The 16,469-nt window shown below is 64.3% G+C and carries 18 protein-coding genes and 1 pseudogene; 14 read left to right on the top strand and 5 right to left on the bottom strand.

Annotation, left to right across the window (positions count from 1 at the left end):
• Positions 1–235: 235 nt before the first annotated feature.
• Positions 236–541 (top strand): annotated as a pseudogene (locus AC3WRI_RS26740) (LysR substrate-binding domain-containing protein); the annotation flags it as partial.
• Positions 542–599: 58 nt separating this feature from the next.
• On the opposite strand, the gene senA reads toward AC3WRI_RS26740, so the two are convergent.
• On the bottom strand, positions 600–1,802 hold the full coding sequence (senA, locus tag AC3WRI_RS26735) for a selenoneine synthase SenA (protein WP_492294415.1): 1,203 nt from the start codon (positions 1,800–1,802) through the stop codon (positions 600–602).
• Here senA and senB point away from each other — a divergent pair.
• From senB to phnE, 6 genes are read left to right on the top strand one after another with little or no spacing between them, the layout of a single operon-like run.
• The gene (gene senB / locus AC3WRI_RS26730) at positions 1,801–2,796 is read left to right on the top strand and encodes a selenoneine biosynthesis selenosugar synthase SenB (protein WP_058698293.1); all 996 of its coding nucleotides are present in this window, start codon (positions 1,801–1,803) and stop codon (positions 2,794–2,796) included. The genes senA and senB overlap by 2 nt on opposite strands.
• On the top strand, positions 2,793–3,866 hold the full coding sequence (selD, locus tag AC3WRI_RS26725; RefSeq protein WP_492294413.1) for a selenide, water dikinase SelD: 1,074 nt from the start codon (positions 2,793–2,795) through the stop codon (positions 3,864–3,866). Before senB ends, selD begins: the two co-directional genes overlap by 4 nt.
• Positions 3,850–4,701, top strand: a complete 852-nt coding sequence (locus tag AC3WRI_RS26720; protein WP_041687928.1) for a putative selenate ABC transporter substrate-binding protein — start codon at positions 3,850–3,852, stop codon at positions 4,699–4,701. Before selD ends, AC3WRI_RS26720 begins: the two co-directional genes overlap by 17 nt.
• A gap of 10 nt (positions 4,702–4,711) precedes the next feature.
• Positions 4,712–5,554 carry a phosphonate ABC transporter ATP-binding protein gene (locus tag AC3WRI_RS26715; RefSeq protein ID WP_010812637.1) on the top strand — a complete coding sequence of 281 codons (843 nt, stop codon included), beginning with the start codon at positions 4,712–4,714 and terminating at the stop codon, positions 5,552–5,554.
• Positions 5,551–6,372 (top strand): PhnE/PtxC family ABC transporter permease, encoded by an 822-nt coding sequence (locus AC3WRI_RS26710; RefSeq protein WP_010812638.1) that lies wholly within the window; start codon positions 5,551–5,553, stop codon positions 6,370–6,372. Before AC3WRI_RS26715 ends, AC3WRI_RS26710 begins: the two co-directional genes overlap by 4 nt.
• Positions 6,373–6,375: 3 nt before the next feature.
• Entirely contained in the window at positions 6,376–7,164 is a 789-nt protein-coding gene (gene phnE, locus AC3WRI_RS26705; protein ID WP_231881478.1) for a phosphonate ABC transporter, permease protein PhnE, read from the top strand.
• Here phnE and AC3WRI_RS26700 read toward each other — a convergent pair.
• Positions 7,139–7,441: a transposase gene (locus AC3WRI_RS26700; RefSeq protein ID WP_492294411.1), complete on the bottom strand. Its 303-nt coding sequence runs from the start codon at positions 7,439–7,441 to the stop codon at positions 7,139–7,141. The genes phnE and AC3WRI_RS26700 overlap by 26 nt on opposite strands.
• Positions 7,442–7,454: 13 nt before the next feature.
• Between AC3WRI_RS26700 and AC3WRI_RS26695 the strand changes: the two genes are divergently transcribed.
• Entirely contained in the window at positions 7,455–7,919 is a 465-nt protein-coding gene (locus AC3WRI_RS26695; RefSeq protein ID WP_439669633.1) for a YaiI/YqxD family protein, read from the top strand.
• A gap of 249 nt (positions 7,920–8,168) precedes the next feature.
• Here AC3WRI_RS26695 and AC3WRI_RS26690 read toward each other — a convergent pair whose 3' ends face one another.
• Both AC3WRI_RS26690 and AC3WRI_RS26685 read right to left on the bottom strand, forming a co-directional pair.
• The gene (locus tag AC3WRI_RS26690) at positions 8,169–8,504 is read right to left on the bottom strand and encodes a hypothetical protein (protein WP_041687924.1); all 336 of its coding nucleotides are present in this window, start codon (positions 8,502–8,504) and stop codon (positions 8,169–8,171) included.
• 46 nt (positions 8,505–8,550) lie between these two features.
• Positions 8,551–8,850 (bottom strand): hypothetical protein, encoded by a 300-nt coding sequence (locus AC3WRI_RS26685; RefSeq protein ID WP_041687922.1) that lies wholly within the window; start codon positions 8,848–8,850, stop codon positions 8,551–8,553.
• Positions 8,851–9,027: 177 nt separating this feature from the next.
• Here AC3WRI_RS26685 and AC3WRI_RS26680 point away from each other — a divergent pair, with 177 nt between their 5' ends.
• The 3 genes from AC3WRI_RS26680 (at position 9,028) to AC3WRI_RS26670 (ending at position 12,037) form a co-directional block, all read left to right on the top strand.
• Positions 9,028–10,611: an MFS transporter gene (locus AC3WRI_RS26680; protein WP_492294409.1), complete on the top strand. Its 1,584-nt coding sequence runs from the start codon at positions 9,028–9,030 to the stop codon at positions 10,609–10,611.
• Between the two features lie 167 nt (positions 10,612–10,778).
• Complete coding sequence (locus AC3WRI_RS26675) at positions 10,779–11,657, top strand: alpha/beta hydrolase (protein ID WP_011616466.1); 879 nt, start codon at positions 10,779–10,781, stop codon at positions 11,655–11,657.
• Complete coding sequence (locus AC3WRI_RS26670) at positions 11,654–12,037, top strand: RidA family protein (RefSeq protein ID WP_011616465.1); 384 nt, start codon at positions 11,654–11,656, stop codon at positions 12,035–12,037. The genes AC3WRI_RS26675 and AC3WRI_RS26670 overlap by 4 nt, the downstream gene beginning before the upstream one ends.
• 8 nt (positions 12,038–12,045) lie before the next feature.
• On the opposite strand, the gene AC3WRI_RS26665 is transcribed toward AC3WRI_RS26670, so the two are convergent.
• Positions 12,046–12,762, bottom strand: coding sequence for an FCD domain-containing protein (locus tag AC3WRI_RS26665; RefSeq protein ID WP_011616464.1), 717 nt, complete (start codon positions 12,760–12,762; stop codon positions 12,046–12,048).
• A gap of 358 nt (positions 12,763–13,120) precedes the next feature.
• Here AC3WRI_RS26665 and AC3WRI_RS26660 point away from each other — a divergent pair, with 358 nt between their 5' ends.
• From AC3WRI_RS26660 to AC3WRI_RS26650, 3 genes are all read left to right on the top strand, one after another.
• Positions 13,121–14,110 (top strand): Bug family tripartite tricarboxylate transporter substrate binding protein, encoded by a 990-nt coding sequence (locus tag AC3WRI_RS26660; RefSeq protein WP_492294407.1) that lies wholly within the window; start codon positions 13,121–13,123, stop codon positions 14,108–14,110.
• 9 nt (positions 14,111–14,119) lie between these two features.
• Positions 14,120–15,079 carry an NAD-dependent epimerase/dehydratase family protein gene (locus AC3WRI_RS26655; protein ID WP_011616462.1) on the top strand — a complete coding sequence of 320 codons (960 nt, stop codon included), beginning with the start codon at positions 14,120–14,122 and terminating at the stop codon, positions 15,077–15,079.
• Between the two features lie 134 nt (positions 15,080–15,213).
• Positions 15,214–16,308 carry a porin gene (locus tag AC3WRI_RS26650; protein WP_136227844.1) on the top strand — a complete coding sequence of 365 codons (1,095 nt, stop codon included), beginning with the start codon at positions 15,214–15,216 and terminating at the stop codon, positions 16,306–16,308.
• Positions 16,309–16,469 lie beyond the last annotated feature (161 nt).

Below are 16,469 nucleotides of genomic sequence, written 5' to 3'. Positions count from 1 at the left end.
GCCCCCGTCTCCCCCGCCCCCTCCGCAAGCTGCGATACCCAGGCAGCAGGCGATGAAGAATCGGCAAAGCGAGGATCGAAGTGCTTCGGACATGGCGCGCTCCTGTCACGGCTCGGGCACAGCCTGCCATGCAAGAACCGATCCACGGCCCTGGCACAAGTCCCGCCGGGCCTTTCCGGCGGCTGGCGTGCCTCGCCCTTGTAAAAGATACCTCATGCGCGCGGCATCGGCGATGCATGCGGGCTTGTCCGTCTGGGACTTCGAGCGCCGTGGCCGTCAGTTGAAGGTGCGCGACGACGGCCAGGCCGTTTTCAACAGCACGCCCCATATCGTGATGGCCGCGCTTGAGGGGCTGGGCGTCGCCTTCCTCCCGGAAGAGGAATTTGCACCCCACATCGAGGAAGGTCGGCTGGTACGCGTGCTGGAAGACTGGTGCCCTCCGTTTGCGGGCTACCACCTGTACTACCCCAGCCGCCAGGCATCGCCAGCCTTTTCGCTGGTGGTGAATGCACTTCGCGTTGGTGGGTCGGCCCGCCGCTAGGGTGGTCAGGGCGGTGTCAGCCGCATCGTTGATATCACCGTGAAGACGCCCTCCTTCCTCAACCGCAGCAGCGGAATCCGACGAAGGGGTCGCTGCGGTGCGGCAGGTAGAAGTTCCGGTAGCGAGGATGCTGCATGCGGGCATGGGTGGCGAACGATCCGCCGCGAACCGAGCGATGCGTGTGAAACCAGGGGGCGGAATATTCCTGGTAGGGATCGGGCGAGAACCCTGCATAGGGCACGAAAGGATCAGCCGTCCATTCCCACACGGCGCTACCCCAGCGGATCAGGTCATGCGTTGCCGCATACTCCCATTCGGCTTCCGTGGGCAAGCGCTTGCCGGCCCAGCGGCAATAGGCTTCCGCCTCGTGGGCATTGATATGACACACCGGCTGTTCGGGCGGCAGCGGCACCCACTGCCCGAACCAGCGCAACGCCCATTGCCCCGCGGTGCCGCCGGCTGTCCGGCGCCAGCGCACCGGATGCGCCAGCCTGCTCTGTTGCAGCCATGCGCGTCCGTCGTCTGACCACCATTGATGGTCGCGGTAGCCGCCGGCGGCCACGAATTCCGCAAATGCGGCATTGCTGACGCAAGTGCGATCGATGTGGAAAGGGGCGATGTGGACCGGGTGGGACCACTTCTCGTTGTCGAAGACGAACCCGTCGCCCCCGATGGGCGACCCCATTGCGAACGTGTCGCCGCCTGCGGCTGCCGAGCCGGCGCCCGGCGCAATGGAAGGCATGCCGAGCGGGGCATGCAGCGGATAATCGAGCGTCTGGCGCATATAGGTCAGCGCCTCCGCATGCATGTCTTCGTGGAACAAGGCGAGCCGGAAGAAATAGAGCGCAGCGTCGGTATCGTCCGACGTGGCGAGCCTGGCGCGAACGTGCTCCAGCACGGCGGCTGCGTAGTCGCGAATCTCGGAGAGCCGGGGCAGCGCAAGATGCCATCGGTCCCGGTGGGCGACGCGCATGGAATCGAAGAGGCGGTCGGCGTCCGGCAGCATGGACGGGAGGCTGGCCACCCAGCAGCCGTCCTGGCCGGCACGTGGCTCCCGCAGCACCCATTGCTCCGTGAACCAGGCGATATGGGCATACTCCCACAAGGGCGGATTGATTCCCGCGTCATAAGGAACCTGCCATTGGGACGGCGGCAGCTCCTCAAGCACGGCCCAGGTGCGCCGGTGCGCATCGGCAAACGCCGCATCCAGCTCGAACTTGTTTATCCTTCTTGCTGCCGCCCCCTCAGAACCTGTCGTCATGCGTCCTCCCAAGGCCACCGTCGCGATTATCAGTCCAGCGCTGCGCAAAGCCAACAATGGCAACTGGCAAACCGCCAATCGCTGGGCCCGGTTCCTGCAGGGGGACTACGATGTCACGCTGGCCGCTGAATGGTCGACGGCCAGCCAGGGCGGCGCCCTGCCCGACTGCCTGATCGCCCTGCACGCCCGGCGCTCGGCCGAGTCCATCGCCAGGTTTGCCGAGGCTTGTCCGGATCGTCCGCTGATCGTCGTGCTGACCGGCACCGATCTGTACCGCGACATCCGCACCGATGCATCGGCCCAGCGCTCGCTCGAACTCGCCACCCACCTGGTGGTGCTGCAGGACGAAGGGCTGGCCGAACTGGCGGCCGCGCATCGCGCCCGGTGCCGGGTGATCTACCAGTCTGCCCCGGCATGCGCGCCCGTGGCGCCCCGCCAGAATCACTTCGACGTCGTGCTGGTCGGCCACATGCGGGCGGAAAAAGACCCGCTGACGCCCATGCGCGCGCTCTCGCTGCTTCCCGACGATTCGCGCGTGCGCCTGATCCACATCGGCGGCGCGCTGGATGACGCCTATCGGCAGGAGGCCCTGGCGCTGGAAGCACGAGCCTGGCCCGGCGTGCGGCGCTATGTCTGGCTCGGAAACCTGCCCCATGACGAAACCCTGCAGCACATCCGGAAAGCACAGGCCATGGTGATCTCCAGCGCCATGGAAGGCGGCGCCAACGTGATCATCGAGGCCGTCGCCAGTGGCGTGCCGGTGCTGGCCAGCCGCATCCCGGGCAACGTCGGCATGCTGGGCCGTGACTACGAAGGCTATTTTCCGTTGGGTGACGCCGCGCAATTGGCGCTGGTGCTGGAACGCACCAGCCGGGATGCCGGGTTCCTGGACCGCCTGCGGCAGCAATGCGCAATTCGCGCGCCGCTGTTCGCGCCGGCGCGGGAACGGGCGGAAGTGAGTAAACTTGTCGCCGACGCCTTGAAACCAGAATGACTCGGAGCCCCGCAGTGGACCAGCCAAACAACGCAAAGATCAAGCTCACCGCCTTCTCCCACGGCGGCGGGTGTGGGTGCAAGATTGCCCCCGGTGTGCTTTCTGAAATCCTCAGGAATTCGGTCGGCTTCCCTGCTCCGGCAGCCCTGCTGGTCGGCAAGGAAACCAGCGACGACGCGGCGGTCTACCAGCTCAATGACAGCCAGGCCCTGATCGCCACCACGGACTTCTTCATGCCGGTGGTGGACGATCCGTACGATTTCGGGCGTATCGCCGCCACCAACGCCATCTCCGACGTCTATGCCATGGGCGGAACCCCGATCATGGCGCTGGCGCTGGTCGGCATGCCCATCGAGAAGCTGCCGCCTGAGGTCATCGGCAAGATCCTCGAAGGCGGCGAATCGATCTGCGCCCAGGCGGGCATCCCGGTCGCGGGCGGCCACACCATCGATTCCCTTGAGCCGATCTACGGGCTGGTGGTCCTTGGTCTGGTGCACCCGAACCGGGTCAAGAAGAACAGCGGCGCCAAGGCGGGCGACAAGCTGATCCTCGGCAAGCCGTTGGGCGTGGGCGTGTTGTCCGCCGCGGTGAAGAAGGACAAGCTCGACGCGGCCGGCTATCAGGAACTGATTGCCTGCACCACCAAACTCAACACGCCCGGCCGACTGCTGGCCGAAGTGCCGGCTGTCCACGCGCTGACCGACGTGACCGGCTTCGGCCTGCTCGGCCACCTGCTGGAGCTGTGTCGTGGCGCGGGCGTCGGCGCGCGGCTGGACATGGCGCGGATTCCACTGCTGCCGCGGGTCGAGCGCATGGCCGCCGAAGGGCTGGTGACCGGCGCATCGGGGCGCAACTGGGTCAGCTACGGCAGCGAGGTGGACCTGTCCACGTCGGTCACGCCAAGCCAGCAGGCACTGCTGACCGATCCCCAGACCAGCGGCGGCTTGCTGGTGTCGTGCGCACCGGAAGCCGTGGACGAGGTCCTGGAGATCTTTAACCGGGAAGGCTTCGCAGACGCTGCCGTGATCGGAGAAATGACGCAAGGAGCCGCCCGTGTTGCCGTTGCTTAAGCGCCTTGCCGCGCTGACCCTGCTGGGCTTTGCCGGCCTCGCCAGTGCCCAGGCTGTCCTGAAGGTCTCGGCCATTCCCGACGAGTCCCCCACCGAACTGCAGCGCAAGTTCGCGCCGCTCGGCAACTACCTGGAGAAGGAAACCGGCATGAAGGTGAAGTTCGTGCCCGTCACGGACTACGCTGCGGTGGTCGAAGCGCTGGCCACCGGCAAGATCGACATGGCGTGGCTGGGCGGCTTTACCTATGTGCAGAGCAAGATCCGGACGAAGGGAGCCACCATCCCCATCGTCCAGCGCCAGGAAGATGCCGCCTTCACCAGCAAGTTCATCACCGCCGACAGCGCGATCAAGTCACTGGCCGACCTCAAAGGCCACACCTTCGTCTTCGGCGCGCCGTCCTCTACCTCCGGCCACCTGATGCCACGGCACTTCCTGCTGCAGGCGGGCATCGACCCGGACAAGGACTTCAAGACGCTCGCCTATTCGGGCGCCCACGATGCGACGGTGGCTTTCGTGCAGGCCGGCAGGGCCGACGCCGGCGTGCTCAATGCCTCGGTGTGGGACAAGCTGGTGGAGCAGCGCAAGGTGGATCCCGCCAAGGTCAGGGTATTTGCTGTCACACCGCCCTATTACGACTACAACTGGACCGTGCGCGGCGGGCTCGATCCGGCCTTGCGCAAGAAGCTGACCGAAGCATTCCTGCGGCTGGACCCGGCCAATCCCGAGCAGCGCGAGATCATGGCATTGCAGCGGACCGCCAGGTACATTCCCACCCGGCCCGAAAACTACGACGGCATCGAGGCCGCAGCCCGGGCCGCGGGCCTGATCCGGTGATGCCGGTCTGATGAGCTTCCGCCTGGACGCCGCCAGCGTCAGTTACGCCAACGGACAGCGTGCGCTCAGCCAGATCACGTTGGCGGCCAGCCGCGGCGAGCCCATCGCCGTCATCGGTCCGTCCGGAGCCGGCAAGACCTCCTTGCTGCGCTTGCTGGCAACGTCGCTGCGGCCAAGCGAGGGCCGTGTGGAGGTGCTGGAGCAAAGCCCCTGGGCGGTATCCGCCGCACGCCTGCAGCAGTTGCGCTGCCGCATCGGCATGGTGCACCAGGCGCCGCCGATGCCGCCGCGCCAGCGCGTGGTCACGGCCATCCTTGCCGGCCGCCTGGGCATCTGGCCCGCCTGGAAATCCTTGCTGTCGCTGGTCTATCCGGCAGACATCGATGGTGCCGGCGAACAGCTCGCCCGCCTTGAGCTGGCCGACCGCCTGTTCGACCGGTGCGATCAGCTCTCGGGCGGTCAGCTGCAGCGCGTGGGCGTCGCCCGCGTGCTTTACCAGCGCCCGGAATTGATCCTGGCGGACGAACCGGTCTCGGCAATGGACCCGGTGCTGGCCAACCTCACCCTGGGCGAGCTGCGCAGGGAAGCGGATACACGCGCGGTGCCCCTGGTCGCCAGCCTGCACGCAGTGGATCTGGCGCTGCGCTGGTTTCCCCGCATCGTCGGCCTGAAGGCGGGCGAGATCGCCTTCGACCTGCCGGCCGAGCGCGTCACCGACGCGCTGCTGCGCGAACTCTATGCCTCCGAAAGCGCATCGCCACCGGTACAGGGCAGCCAGGCCCTGACGAGCATCGCGGCAGGTGCGAGCGCCGCCATCGGTGGCGACACCCAACCCAGGCCGGCGTGCCGATGACCGCCCACCCGCGCGATCCCCAGGCGCTGCGGCGCGCCAGCGGCCTGGTGCTCGCGCTGCTTCTGCTGTGGCCATTGTTGCAGCTGTCCCGGTTCAGCCCTTCAGCCTTGTTCGACACCGGAAACCTCAAGGTGATGGGCGCCTTCGTGCGCAACTTCCTTCCCCCCGAGGTTTCGCCCGGATTCCTCGGGCTTGTGGTCAACGCCACGCTGGAAACGCTGGCGATCGCCACCGCGGGCATTGCGCTCGCCTTTGTGATCGCAACACCTCTGGCCGTGGCCTTGACGGGCAGCCTGTCGGTGTCGCGCATCGGCCCCGGCCGGGGCCGCAAGCCGCGCATGGCGGTGCGCGCTGGCGTGCGCGCCCTGGTGCTGCTGCTGCGCGGGGTGCCGGAGTTGGTGTGGGCACTGGTCTTCGTGCGCGCCCTCGGCCTGGGGGCGGCGGCGGGCGTGCTCGCCCTGGCCATCACCTATGGCGGCATGCTGGCAAAGGTCTATGCGGAAATCCTCGAATCCAGCGACAAACGCGCCGTGGATGCCCTGCTTGGCAGCGGCAGCGGGCGCCTGGCGGCACTGTTCTATGGGCTGCTTCCCCATGCCTCGCAGGAGCTGGTCTCGTACACCGTCTACCGCTGGGAATGTGCCATCCGGGCTTCCGTGGTCATGGGCTTCGTTGGCGCCGGCGGACTTGGGCAGTTGATGGACCAGGCCATGAAACTGCTCAACGGCGGGGAAGCCGCGACCATCCTGCTAGTGTTCCTGCTGCTGGTCCTGCTGGCGGACGCGCTCAGCGCGCACCTGCGCAAGCTGCTCGACTGAATCATGGCGCACAAGGTCAAGGCCGCTCAATTCTGCATGCGCTGCCTGCTCACCCTGATCGCGGTGGCCGCCGCGGTTTCGGGCAGCTTCGCGTATCTGTCGCTCGATCTGGGCCAGCTTTTTTCCGCGGACGCTGCAGCCGAGATGGCGCGCTTCCTGCTGACGTTCTTCCCGCCGCAGCTGTCACCCGCTTTTTTGGCCAGAACCGCTGGCAGCATGCTCGAAACGCTCGCGGTTTCCGCGGTGGGCACGCTGTGTGCGGCGGTGCTGGGTTTTGGCCTGGCACTACCGGCTTCCGGGCTCTACGGCGATGCGCTGCGCGCCTTGTCGCGCTTGCTACTGAACCTGTTGCGCTCGATCCCCGAGCTGGTATGGGCTGCCCTGACCGTACTCGCAGTCGGCCTTGGACCGTTTGCCGGCACCCTCGCCCTGGCACTGCATACCGCGGGCGTGCTCGGTCGCCTGTTCGCCGAGGCGCTGGAGAATGCGCCGCGCGCACCCGCCCGCGCGCTGATGGAAGGGGGCACTCCTGCCGCGCTGGTCTTCATGTACGGGACGCTGCCCTGCGTATGGCCCCAGTTTCTGGCCTACATCCTGTACCGCTGGGAAACGAATATCCGCGTGGCGGCAATCCTTGGCTTTGTCGGCGCCGGCGGGCTTGGGCAGATGTTGTATTTCGAGCTGTCCCTGTTCCATCTGCCCCAGGCTTGCACGGTGATCATCGCCATGCTTGCCCTGGCGGCCGTGGTCGACACGGCCAGCGCGATCATGAGGGGTGGCCGGCATTCGTGAAGCGGCGCCGGCGAGGCTTGCGGGTACATCCTGCCGACAGGTGGACGTGATCGTCCTCTCCATCGATTTCCACAATGTCCGTCTCTACTTCGGTGCAGACGTTGGCCAGGATTCCGCGCAAGTCGTCGATGATTTCTTTGGCGAACACCTCACGACGGTGCGGCGCGGGAAGTAAAGGCGAAGGTGCGTTCGGGCCGGCTACCGCCGGACCAGGGGTCGGCCGAATAACAAACGAACGGGACGCGCAGGCAGTAAGATGAGCGTTCCCTCCCCCCATTGGAAGTATCGCGATGCAAGTACTGGTTGACGCAGACGCCTGCCCGGTTGTCGTCAAGGAAATGTTGTATCGGGCCGCACAACGTGTCGAAGTGTGCGTCACGCTGGTTGCCAACCAGTACATGCGCACGCCGCCTTCGCGCTTCATCAAGTCACTGCAAGTGCCTGCGGGCTTCGACGTCGCCGATGACCGTATCGTCGAGTTGGTCAGCAGCGGGGACCTCGTCATTACGGCGGACATCGTTCTTGCCGCCGCCGCCCTTGACAAGGGCGCCTATGTGCTCGACCCGCGAGGAAGCTGGTTCAGCCGTGAGAACATCCAGGAGCGCCTGACCATGCGCGAGGTGCTGGAACAACTCCGCAGCTCGGGCGTGGATACCGGCGGACCGGCACCGTACGCCCCGCAGGATAGCAAGGCGTTCGCTGGCCAATTGGACCGCTTCCTGGCACGCCATGCGCCGCCAGGTGCCGTCGCCTGAGGCGTGCTGGCCATCGCAACGCAGTAGTGGGCCGGCCTTGGGGTTCAAGGCGGCAACATCGGGCGGCAGTTTCGCGGAGGGCATCCGGCCGGTACCGGCTGAACGATTCCATCAAGCTGTTGCATCGACCGGTTGAATCTGCAATCGGAAACGGCCGTCGACCGGAATCGCTGGCTGGTGGGGATTGTTAAGCAATGCGCCAACGAAAAGACGCTCTGTTGCCAGCAAAGCGTCTCGCGTTCGCCAGAGTCAAGATGCCGCCGACTGCAAAAGCTCCTCGACGCCAGGCTGCTCTTTCGTCCGGCTTTGACTAGTTTTGTTGACGTAGCCCTCCGGAGCGCACTCGCCTGGCATAACGCCTTGGTTGCGAAGATGGGCCGCGACCATCTCGCACCATTTGAGCAACTGGTGCTTATCAAGATCCGCGACCACGTCTTCACCGAATAGATTCGAAAGCTCAAGCGCGACTCCTGAAAATGCGGCGCCGTCATCTCGAATGGTCAATACCCCGTCGCCATCCTGGTCGCACATCTCAATCCTTGTGGCAGACATATCCATTACCTCCTGAAGCTTCGTAACCGTCATATCAAGCGCTCCCTGCCTTGTCGGTCGCTTGGCCAGCGTATCTATGCTAGAAGATCGACTTCCCTCCCACCAAGGGGAGTAACGGGCCCAACCGCCCGACCTGGAATCCCGCGTGCGCGGCCTGATTCGCGACAGCTACGCCGACTTCGGCCCAATGCTGGCCTGCGAGACCCTGCGCGAGCGGCACGACATCAAGATTTCGCCAGTCTTCGTATGCCGGATCATAGACATTCCCGCCGGTTGCACGGCTGATGCTTTTGGGTGGGCGCAGCTTCCAGGACACCCGGAAGCCGGTGTCGAACAGCAAGTCTGGAGCGAACCGGTGCAGATCGATGGCAGCGATCACGCCTGGTTCCATGCGCTAGATGAGGCGGACCGCGCAACTGATGGGCGCCGCGACCGCTCGCACGCACGCACCCGTCCCAACCGTATCGGCGGTCCCGCACTCCCACTACTATGCTAGTCACCATCGACCGGCACGGGAGCGAGCTTGGCCAACCCGGATCTTCCCGATAGCGACCAAATGATCGCGCACGTCATCGCTGCACAAGCAAGCCCGTGCGACGAACTCGTCATCCGCACGCAGCCCACCGCAGTCGACCGCCCGTGCCGGCGCAAGCGTCTAGCACTCGCCGCGACGATCCTCGGCTCAAGCATGGCGTTCATCGACGGCTCCGTCGTCAATGTCGCGCTACCCGCCATTCAGAGCGAACTCGGCGCGAGCGTCGCGGCAATGCAGTGGATCGTTAACGCCTACCTGCTCTTTCTCGGGTCCCTCGTGCTGGTGGGCGGATCGATGGGCGACAAGCTCGGCCGCCGCACGGTATTCATTGCGGGCATCGGGGTCTTCACGCTGGCGTCGGCCGCTTGCGGGTTCGCGCCGGACGCGAATTCGCTGATCGCCGCGCGCGCAGTGCAGGGCATTGGTGCAGCACTCTTCGTACCCAGCAGTCTCGCGATCATCGGCGCCGTGTACGAAGGCGAAGCGCGCGGACGGGCAATCGGCACCTGGGCGGCCGTCGGGGCGATCACGTCGGCGGCGGCGCCGGTGGCGGGCGGCTGGCTCGTCGACGTGTTGTCGTGGCGCGCGATATTCTTCCTCAACGTCCCGCTTGCAGCGGTGACGATCGCGCTCGCGATTTTGTCGGTGCCGAACAGCCACAAGCTCGATGCGCCTCGACAGTTGGACTGGCCCGGCGCGCTTAGCGTCGCAGCGGGGCTGGCTGCCCTCACCTATGGTCTGACCGAGGCGTCTGCGCGCGGTTTCGCAGATCCGCTTGTACTGTGCGCGATCGGCGCCGGCGCGCTCGTGCTGGTCGCATTCGTGATGATCGAAGCGAACAGCCGTCACCCCATGATGCCGCTCGACGTGTTCCGCTCACGCGATTTCACCGGCGCCAACCTCGTCACACTGCTGCTCTACTTCGGCCTGAGCGGCGCACTGTTCTTCCTGCCGTTCACGCTGATCCGCGCACATGCCTACACCGCAACTGAAGCGGGCGCGGCGCTGCTGCCGGTGCCGGTCATCATCGGCTTGTTGTCGCGCTTCACCGGCGGCCTGACGAGCCGCTTCGGCTCGCGGATCCTGTTGAGCGCTGGCCCGGGTATCGCGGGAATCGGATTCGTGATGCTGGCGTTGCCGTTCGTGGGCGGCAGCTATTGGGCCGGATTTTTCCCTGCGCTCACCGTGCTTGGGCTTGGCATGACGATCACCGTCGCGCCACTCACGACGATTGTGATGGGCTCGGTGCCGGCTGACCACGCAGGCGTTGCATCCGGCATCAACAATGCGGTTGCACGTATGGCGAGTCTGCTGGCAGTTGCGGTGCTCGGCATCGTGTTCGTGTGGTCGCACCAGGCGGCGCTGTCGGCGCGGCTCGATGAACTGGGCGTTCCCAGGGACGCACGCCGGACCGGGCAGTTGCTGGAGCCGGGCGCGCAAGCCGGGGCGGCAGCGGGCGACGCCCATTTGCCGACCCAGCCACCCGTGGCGCTGGCGGAAGCCGAAGCTATCACTGAAGCGCTGCGCGCGGTTGCGCTGGTGTCCGCCGTGTGCGCGTTCGCCGGAGCGGGTCTCGCGGTAGCGACCATCCAACCCCGCAGGTGATATGCGTCGTGTCGCCGGAGGCGTCCGTTGCCTATCCGGCACGGACATTGCGCCTTTAATTTATAAATTGTTCTCTTGCAAACATGAATAATTGAGATGTATATTTTGCAAACTGCCAGGAGCGGCGCAAGCCGGTGGCTCGTACTTGATATGGAAGCAAAGTGAAAATGTCAGACCAGTTCGCAACTGAACCAGAGCCATCTCAGCCACCGCTGTCGTCCGCGGCCGCAGTGGCGTATGAACGTACCGTTCTTGACTGGGCCGAACACCTGCCGGAAAGCGTCGTCGCTGTGCGCAACCTCACCTACGGTACCGACCAGCGGCAGCGGTTCGACGTGTTTACGGCACGAGGGTTGCGCGACGCGCCTGTCCTGATCTTCTGGCATGGTGGGGGCTGGACGAATGGCTACAAGGAATACGCCTCGTTCCTTGCGCCTATGGTGATAAGCCTTGGCATGGTGCTGGTGGCGCCCACGTATCGGCTGGCACCGGCCCACAGGTTGCCCGCAGCGTTTGACGACGCGGCGTTGCTCCTGGGCAGCGTGCAGAAAAGCATTGCCACCTGGGGCGGCTCACCCTCTCACCTCTATCTTTCCGGCCATTCGGCAGGCGGCGGTATTGCGGCCATGGCGGCGATGCGAAAACCACAACTGCGCGCGGTGGGTATTGACCAGCAGGCCATTCGCGGTTGCCTGCCCATCAGTGGCATCATGAACCTGCACCACCCGAACCCGGCGCCCGGGAGTCTTGAGGAGCGGGTGTACACCGCATTGCTCGACTCGCAGGAACTGGATGCGGCAATGAGTCCGCTGACGTGGTCTGCCGGCAATACCGTTCCGATGGTGCTCAGCTACGGCGAACATGACAGCGAGCGCGTGATCCGCTCCAATCTCACCCTGTACGCCATGCTGAGGATGCAGCCGGCTCCCGTTGATTGCTACATGCACGCGGGCGAGGATCATTTCCGCACGCATACTGCGCTTTCGGACCCTTCCCACCCTTGGTATGCGCGGCTCGCGCAACTCGTCAAGGAGACCTCACAGTGAAGCAAGTCATTGAGACTGGCTTGCCCACTCCGGCACAGCCATTTTCCTGGGCGACCCAGGCCGCAGGTCTGCTGTTCACTGCGCACGGTCCAGTCCGTCCTGACGGGTCGGTGGATACCGGCGATATCGCCCGGCAGGCCCGCCTGACGTTTGAGAACCTGAAGTTAGCGACCGAAGCAGCGGGCGCGGACCTGAACGATGTGGTGCAGGTGCTGATCACCCTGTTGGAAGCCGATGACGTGCCGGTAGTCGATGCGCTCTATGGAGAGTTCTTCGCCCCGCCTTATCCAAACCGCTCGACGGTGATCGCCAAGGCCTTGGTAGTGCCAGGCATGCGCATCGAAATCGTGGCCTATGTCGCGCTGCCCGACAAGCCCTGAAATTGGGGCTAGTCGGCAAAGCGCTTGCTGAGGACTTCGGCGGTGCGCATCAGGTGGTGCCGCAGCAGCGCGGAGGCTTTCTCCGTGTCGCGCGCGAGCACCGCCTCCATGAGATCCAGGTGTTCCTTCAACACATCGTCGGCCAGTTCCTTGCTCGAGCGCGGGTAGGCCAGGCGAATTCGACGATACCGCTCAGAATGGTCGACCAGTTGTTCGTCGATGCGCAGTAGCCACTTCGACGTAGCCGCTGCAACCAGCGCGAGGTGAAAGCGCCGGTGAGCCGTTTCCCACAGTTCCACTGCCACCGTGTCCGATGCATCGGTCGGGAGCCGCGCCCTGGTCAGCTTGTAATAGGCGGCCATGATGTTCGCGCCCCAGTCATCGTCGCCATGCTCAATGGCATCGGCCAGCAGGAGCAGTTCGATCGAGGTGCGCGCATGCATCAGATCGAGCAGATCACTCCTGGAGAGCTTGGTCACGCTGAAGCCCCTTTGGCCCTCATTGCTGACCAGTCCTTCGCCGCAGAGAAGCATCAGGGCCTCGCGGATCGGGCTCACGCCGAGTTCGTAGCGTTCCTGCAATGCCTGCAGGCGAAGCTTTTCCCCAGGGGCCAGGCTGCCCGCGATGATGTCTGCGCGCAGCAGTTGATACGCCTTCTCGGAAATGGTCTGGGTCGGCGCCGGCTCTGCGTGCTGCAGCCTGCGCGGCAAATCGGAAGTCCGCATGATTTGTTGTTGGATGGATGAGCGGCAAGGGCTGGCCGGCATCTATAGGACACTGGCAATTTCATAAATTTACCTCCAACAACGAAATTTTGCACTATCCGGGGACCAGAGCAGGTGCTGCCGGACCCGTCGGATTACCGATTCAGGCCCGAATTTCGCCCGTCTGCAGCCGATACAGGCCATTTCCGCGCTCCTCGCCCACGCAGGGTAAACTCCACCTTTTATTCAATAGATATAAATTTATAATTTTTCATGAGTGTTCAATGAGACGCCGTTTCATATATGAACAATGCGCGGTGAGCGCCGGATCTGCTGTGAGGCCCGGCGGGCCGCAATGCACCTAGAGGAGTTGGATCACATGAAGAAATCCGCGAGACGCCGGGCATTGGTTGCCCTGACAGCTATTGCCACCCTACTTGCGACGGGCGGGGCCACTGCGCAGGGCAGCTATCCAACCAAGCCGGTCACGCTTCTCGTGGCCTATCCAGCCGGCGGCGATACAGATGTGCTGGCACGCCTCTTTGCCGAGAAGCTGACTGCTCGGCTTGGGCAACCTGTCGTGGTGGAGAACCGCACCGGCGCCGGCGGCACCATTGGCACGGCGTACGTGGCAAAGGCTGCGCCGGATGGCTATACGCTGCTGTTCGCCCCGAACACAATCTCGATCTCTCCGCACGTGCTGCGGCCCGGCACGGGTGCCTCCTACGACCCGCGCAAGGATCTGACGCCGATCACGCTACTCGGCACGCAGTCGCTGTTCGTTGTGGTCAACAAGGCCGCCGGTGTCACCCGGATTGAAGACTTCGTCACGCATGCTAAAGCCGGTACGCTGAAAACCTATGGCAGTCCGGGCAACGGATCGCCAATGCACATACTGGCGGAACTGTTCAACAAATCGGCCGGCATCAAGCTCACGCAGATCCCCTACCGCGGCAGCGCCCCCGCGGTGGTCGACTTGCTGGGCGGGCAGGTGCCGATGATGTACTCCACGCTTGGGCCGGTGTCCCAGTACTTCCCGTCGGGCAAGCTGATTCCGCTGGCCGTCGCGGACAAGAAGCGCTCGCCTTTCGCGCCGAACGTGCCGTCCCTGGCCGAGCTTGGCTACAAGGATGTCGAGGTTGGTGCCTGGCAGGCCGTGGTGGGCCCGAAGGGCATGTCCCCGGAACTGGTTCTGACGCTGAACAAGCACTTCAACGACATCCTGAAAATGCCGGACGTCGTCGCCCGGATGGCAACGGTTGCCGTGACTCCGCAGGGCAGCGACCCAGCCGCCCTTGGCAAGCTGATCGCTGCCGACTACGAGCGCTATGGCCAGATCGTCAAGGAATTCGGCATTCAGGCCGACTGAGGAGCAGCCATGACGATATTAGTCACCGGTGCCGGCCTGATCGGCCGTCTGACCGCCGCGCAGTTGCTGGCCCAGGGAGAACCTGTGCTGCTCGCCGACGTCAGGCGGCCCGATTCTGCTGAACTGGGCGCGCTGCCGCTGGCATTGTGCGATGTGACCGACTACGACGCATTGTCCCGCCTGGTGGACGAGCATGGGGTCACCGCTATCGTCCATACGGCGGCCTTGCTTTCCACTGCCATTCGCAAGGATCCACTCGCCGGCATCCGGGTCAATACGATGGGAACGGCAAACGTTCTTGAGCTGGCACGCCAGCGTAAGCTCTCGCGTGTCGTGATTGCCAGCTCGACCACCGTCATGTACTCAGCCTTCCCGTCCCTGCCTGCCACACCGATCGCCGAGGATTTCCCGTTGCGGGTCCTCAGCGAACGGCCTGGCAGCATCTATGCGGCCACCAAGCTGGCTGGCGAGCATCTCGCGCTCGCCTACGCCTCGCTCTATGACGTCGATGCGGTCGTGCTGCGCTACGGCGCTGTGCTCGGCGCCGGACGGGACGCGGTCACCAGTGTGCCGGGCCGGCTACTGGCCACACTGCTCGAAGCCGGACGCACCGGAGTGCCTGCAAGGCTAGACGATCCGATCCTGTTGTGGAACGGCCGTGAGGAATTCATCGATGCCCGGGACTGCGCTATCGCCAACATCGCTGCACTGACCGCACCGGCACCGCGTCAACGCGTGTACAACATCGCTACCGGCGAATGGTTCTCGGTTGAAGCGTTCATCGATGTCGTGCGCCAATGTTATCCGGCGCTGCAGACCACCGATCTCAGGCTGCCCGAGGGCGGCTTTGCCGGATTTCCGCATGTGCGACCGGCGTCGTCCGACGTCAGTGCCGCTCACCGCGAAATCGGCTTCAAGGCCTCCTATTCGCTACTAGAGACCACGCGGCACTTCGCTGCAATGCTGTAGATCCGCGCCGCCGCACCCGGCAGGACCCCAACCAGGAGCAGGCTCACAGTCCACCAGGCTGACTGGCGCCCTCGTGCGCGCCACGCAAAAATTTAGATATTTCATACATATTTGCATATTTTAAAAAATTTAGAATGAGAATCGATATGGGAATGAAGCGGGCGATGTTGGCAAGATGCGTGCTCGGCGCGGCAGTGGCATTCGGCGCAGGTGGGCACTCGATATATGCCGCGGCGCAGTCGTCCAGCGTGAATCTGTATGGCGTAGCGGACGTCGGGCTGGTACACGAAAACGGCGCGGCAGCCGGTTCGGTAACAAAGGTCACGAGCGGCATGATGTCAGGCTCGCGCGTTGGCATGCGCGGACGCGAAGAACTAGGCGGGGGCACGGCAGCGTTCTTTACGCTGGAAGCCGGCATCCTGATGGATACTGGCGCATCAGGTCAAGGTGGCTTACTGTTCGGCAGGCAGGCCTACGTCGGACTCGACGCATCGCCGGGCCGTATCACGATGGGGCGGCAATATACAACGCTGGCGCTGGCACAAGTGGAGTTCGATCCGTTTGTGACTGGCCTGGCCGGCACGTCTGCAAACCTGATTTCAGCCGGCGGTCGAGGCGGCAGCAACCGTGTCGACAATGCCCTTAAATACAACCTGCCGGGCACACTCGGCGGCCTCGATGGCGAACTGTCCTACAGCTTTGGCGAAGTGCCCGGCAGTGCGGCCACCAACAGCCAGTTTGGCGCGTCACTTGGCTATTCGGGGGGGAGCTTCATGGGACGCGTCGCCTACGCGGACGCCCATGACGCCAACGGCCCTGGCAAGAATGCACGGGAAGTGTTCTTCGGCGCCAAGTACGACTTCGGGCTCGCGACTGGTTACCTCAACTACGTGATCAACCGAGGCGCCATCATACCGGGCACGCCCAACTTCAAATCGGAAGACGTGCTGGTCGGGGCTTCGATTCCGGTCGGCGCCGGGCGGGTCGTGACCTCGTACATCTACAAGAACGATCGGACCGACGCCGACAACGATGCCCATCAGTTTGCGATCGGCTACGTACATAACCTCTCCAAGCGGACCAGGCTCTATACGTCTTACGCCCACATCTGGAATCGCGCGGCGAACACGGCCAAGTCCGGCTTCTACCGCGTATGGAATGCCAATGATGTCGGCAACCCGCTCGCCGGCAACTCTGCTTTCAACGTTGGTATCAACCACACTTTCTGACCTCTCTGCCGCCTACCGTCCGGTGGAATCGTGCCCACCGGCCTTCTTGCCCGATGCCAGCAAATGCTCGCATCGGGCCTTTCTCATAGGCAGGCACCAGATTTAAGAGCACAGGCAATCGTGCGAAGTACGCACCGCTGGGCGCCATTGATTTTTCGGAA

The organism is Cupriavidus sp. FW305-27 (assembly GCF_058787995.1).
The sequence above is the reverse complement of the archived record's forward strand: the minus strand, read 5'-3'. Positions and strand labels throughout refer to the sequence as shown.

Bases quoted from the DNA above. Each gene is read 5' to 3' on its own strand.
- senB (WP_058698293.1), top strand. From the start codon at position 1,801: ATGCGTCCTCCCAAGGCCACCGTCGCGATTATCAGTCCAGCGCTGCGC.
- senA (WP_492294415.1), bottom strand. From the start codon at position 1,802: ATGACGACAGGTTCTGAGGGGGCGGCAGCAAGAAGGATAAACAAGTTC.
- selD (WP_492294413.1), top strand. From the start codon at position 2,793: ATGACTCGGAGCCCCGCAGTGGACCAGCCAAACAACGCAAAGATCAAG.
- AC3WRI_RS26715 (WP_010812637.1), top strand. From the start codon at position 4,712: ATGAGCTTCCGCCTGGACGCCGCCAGCGTCAGTTACGCCAACGGACAG.
- AC3WRI_RS26710 (WP_010812638.1), top strand. From the start codon at position 5,551: ATGACCGCCCACCCGCGCGATCCCCAGGCGCTGCGGCGCGCCAGCGGC.
- phnE (WP_231881478.1), top strand. From the start codon at position 6,376: ATGGCGCACAAGGTCAAGGCCGCTCAATTCTGCATGCGCTGCCTGCTC.
- AC3WRI_RS26700 (WP_492294411.1), bottom strand. From the start codon at position 7,441: ATGGGGGGAGGGAACGCTCATCTTACTGCCTGCGCGTCCCGTTCGTTT.
- AC3WRI_RS26695 (WP_439669633.1), top strand. From the start codon at position 7,455: ATGCAAGTACTGGTTGACGCAGACGCCTGCCCGGTTGTCGTCAAGGAA.
- AC3WRI_RS26690 (WP_041687924.1), bottom strand. From the start codon at position 8,504: ATGACGGTTACGAAGCTTCAGGAGGTAATGGATATGTCTGCCACAAGG.
- AC3WRI_RS26680 (WP_492294409.1), top strand. From the start codon at position 9,028: ATGATCGCGCACGTCATCGCTGCACAAGCAAGCCCGTGCGACGAACTC.
- AC3WRI_RS26675 (WP_011616466.1), top strand. From the start codon at position 10,779: ATGTCAGACCAGTTCGCAACTGAACCAGAGCCATCTCAGCCACCGCTG.
- AC3WRI_RS26665 (WP_011616464.1), bottom strand. From the start codon at position 12,762: ATGCGGACTTCCGATTTGCCGCGCAGGCTGCAGCACGCAGAGCCGGCG.
- AC3WRI_RS26660 (WP_492294407.1), top strand. From the start codon at position 13,121: ATGAAGAAATCCGCGAGACGCCGGGCATTGGTTGCCCTGACAGCTATT.
- AC3WRI_RS26655 (WP_011616462.1), top strand. From the start codon at position 14,120: ATGACGATATTAGTCACCGGTGCCGGCCTGATCGGCCGTCTGACCGCC.
- AC3WRI_RS26650 (WP_136227844.1), top strand. From the start codon at position 15,214: ATGAGAATCGATATGGGAATGAAGCGGGCGATGTTGGCAAGATGCGTG.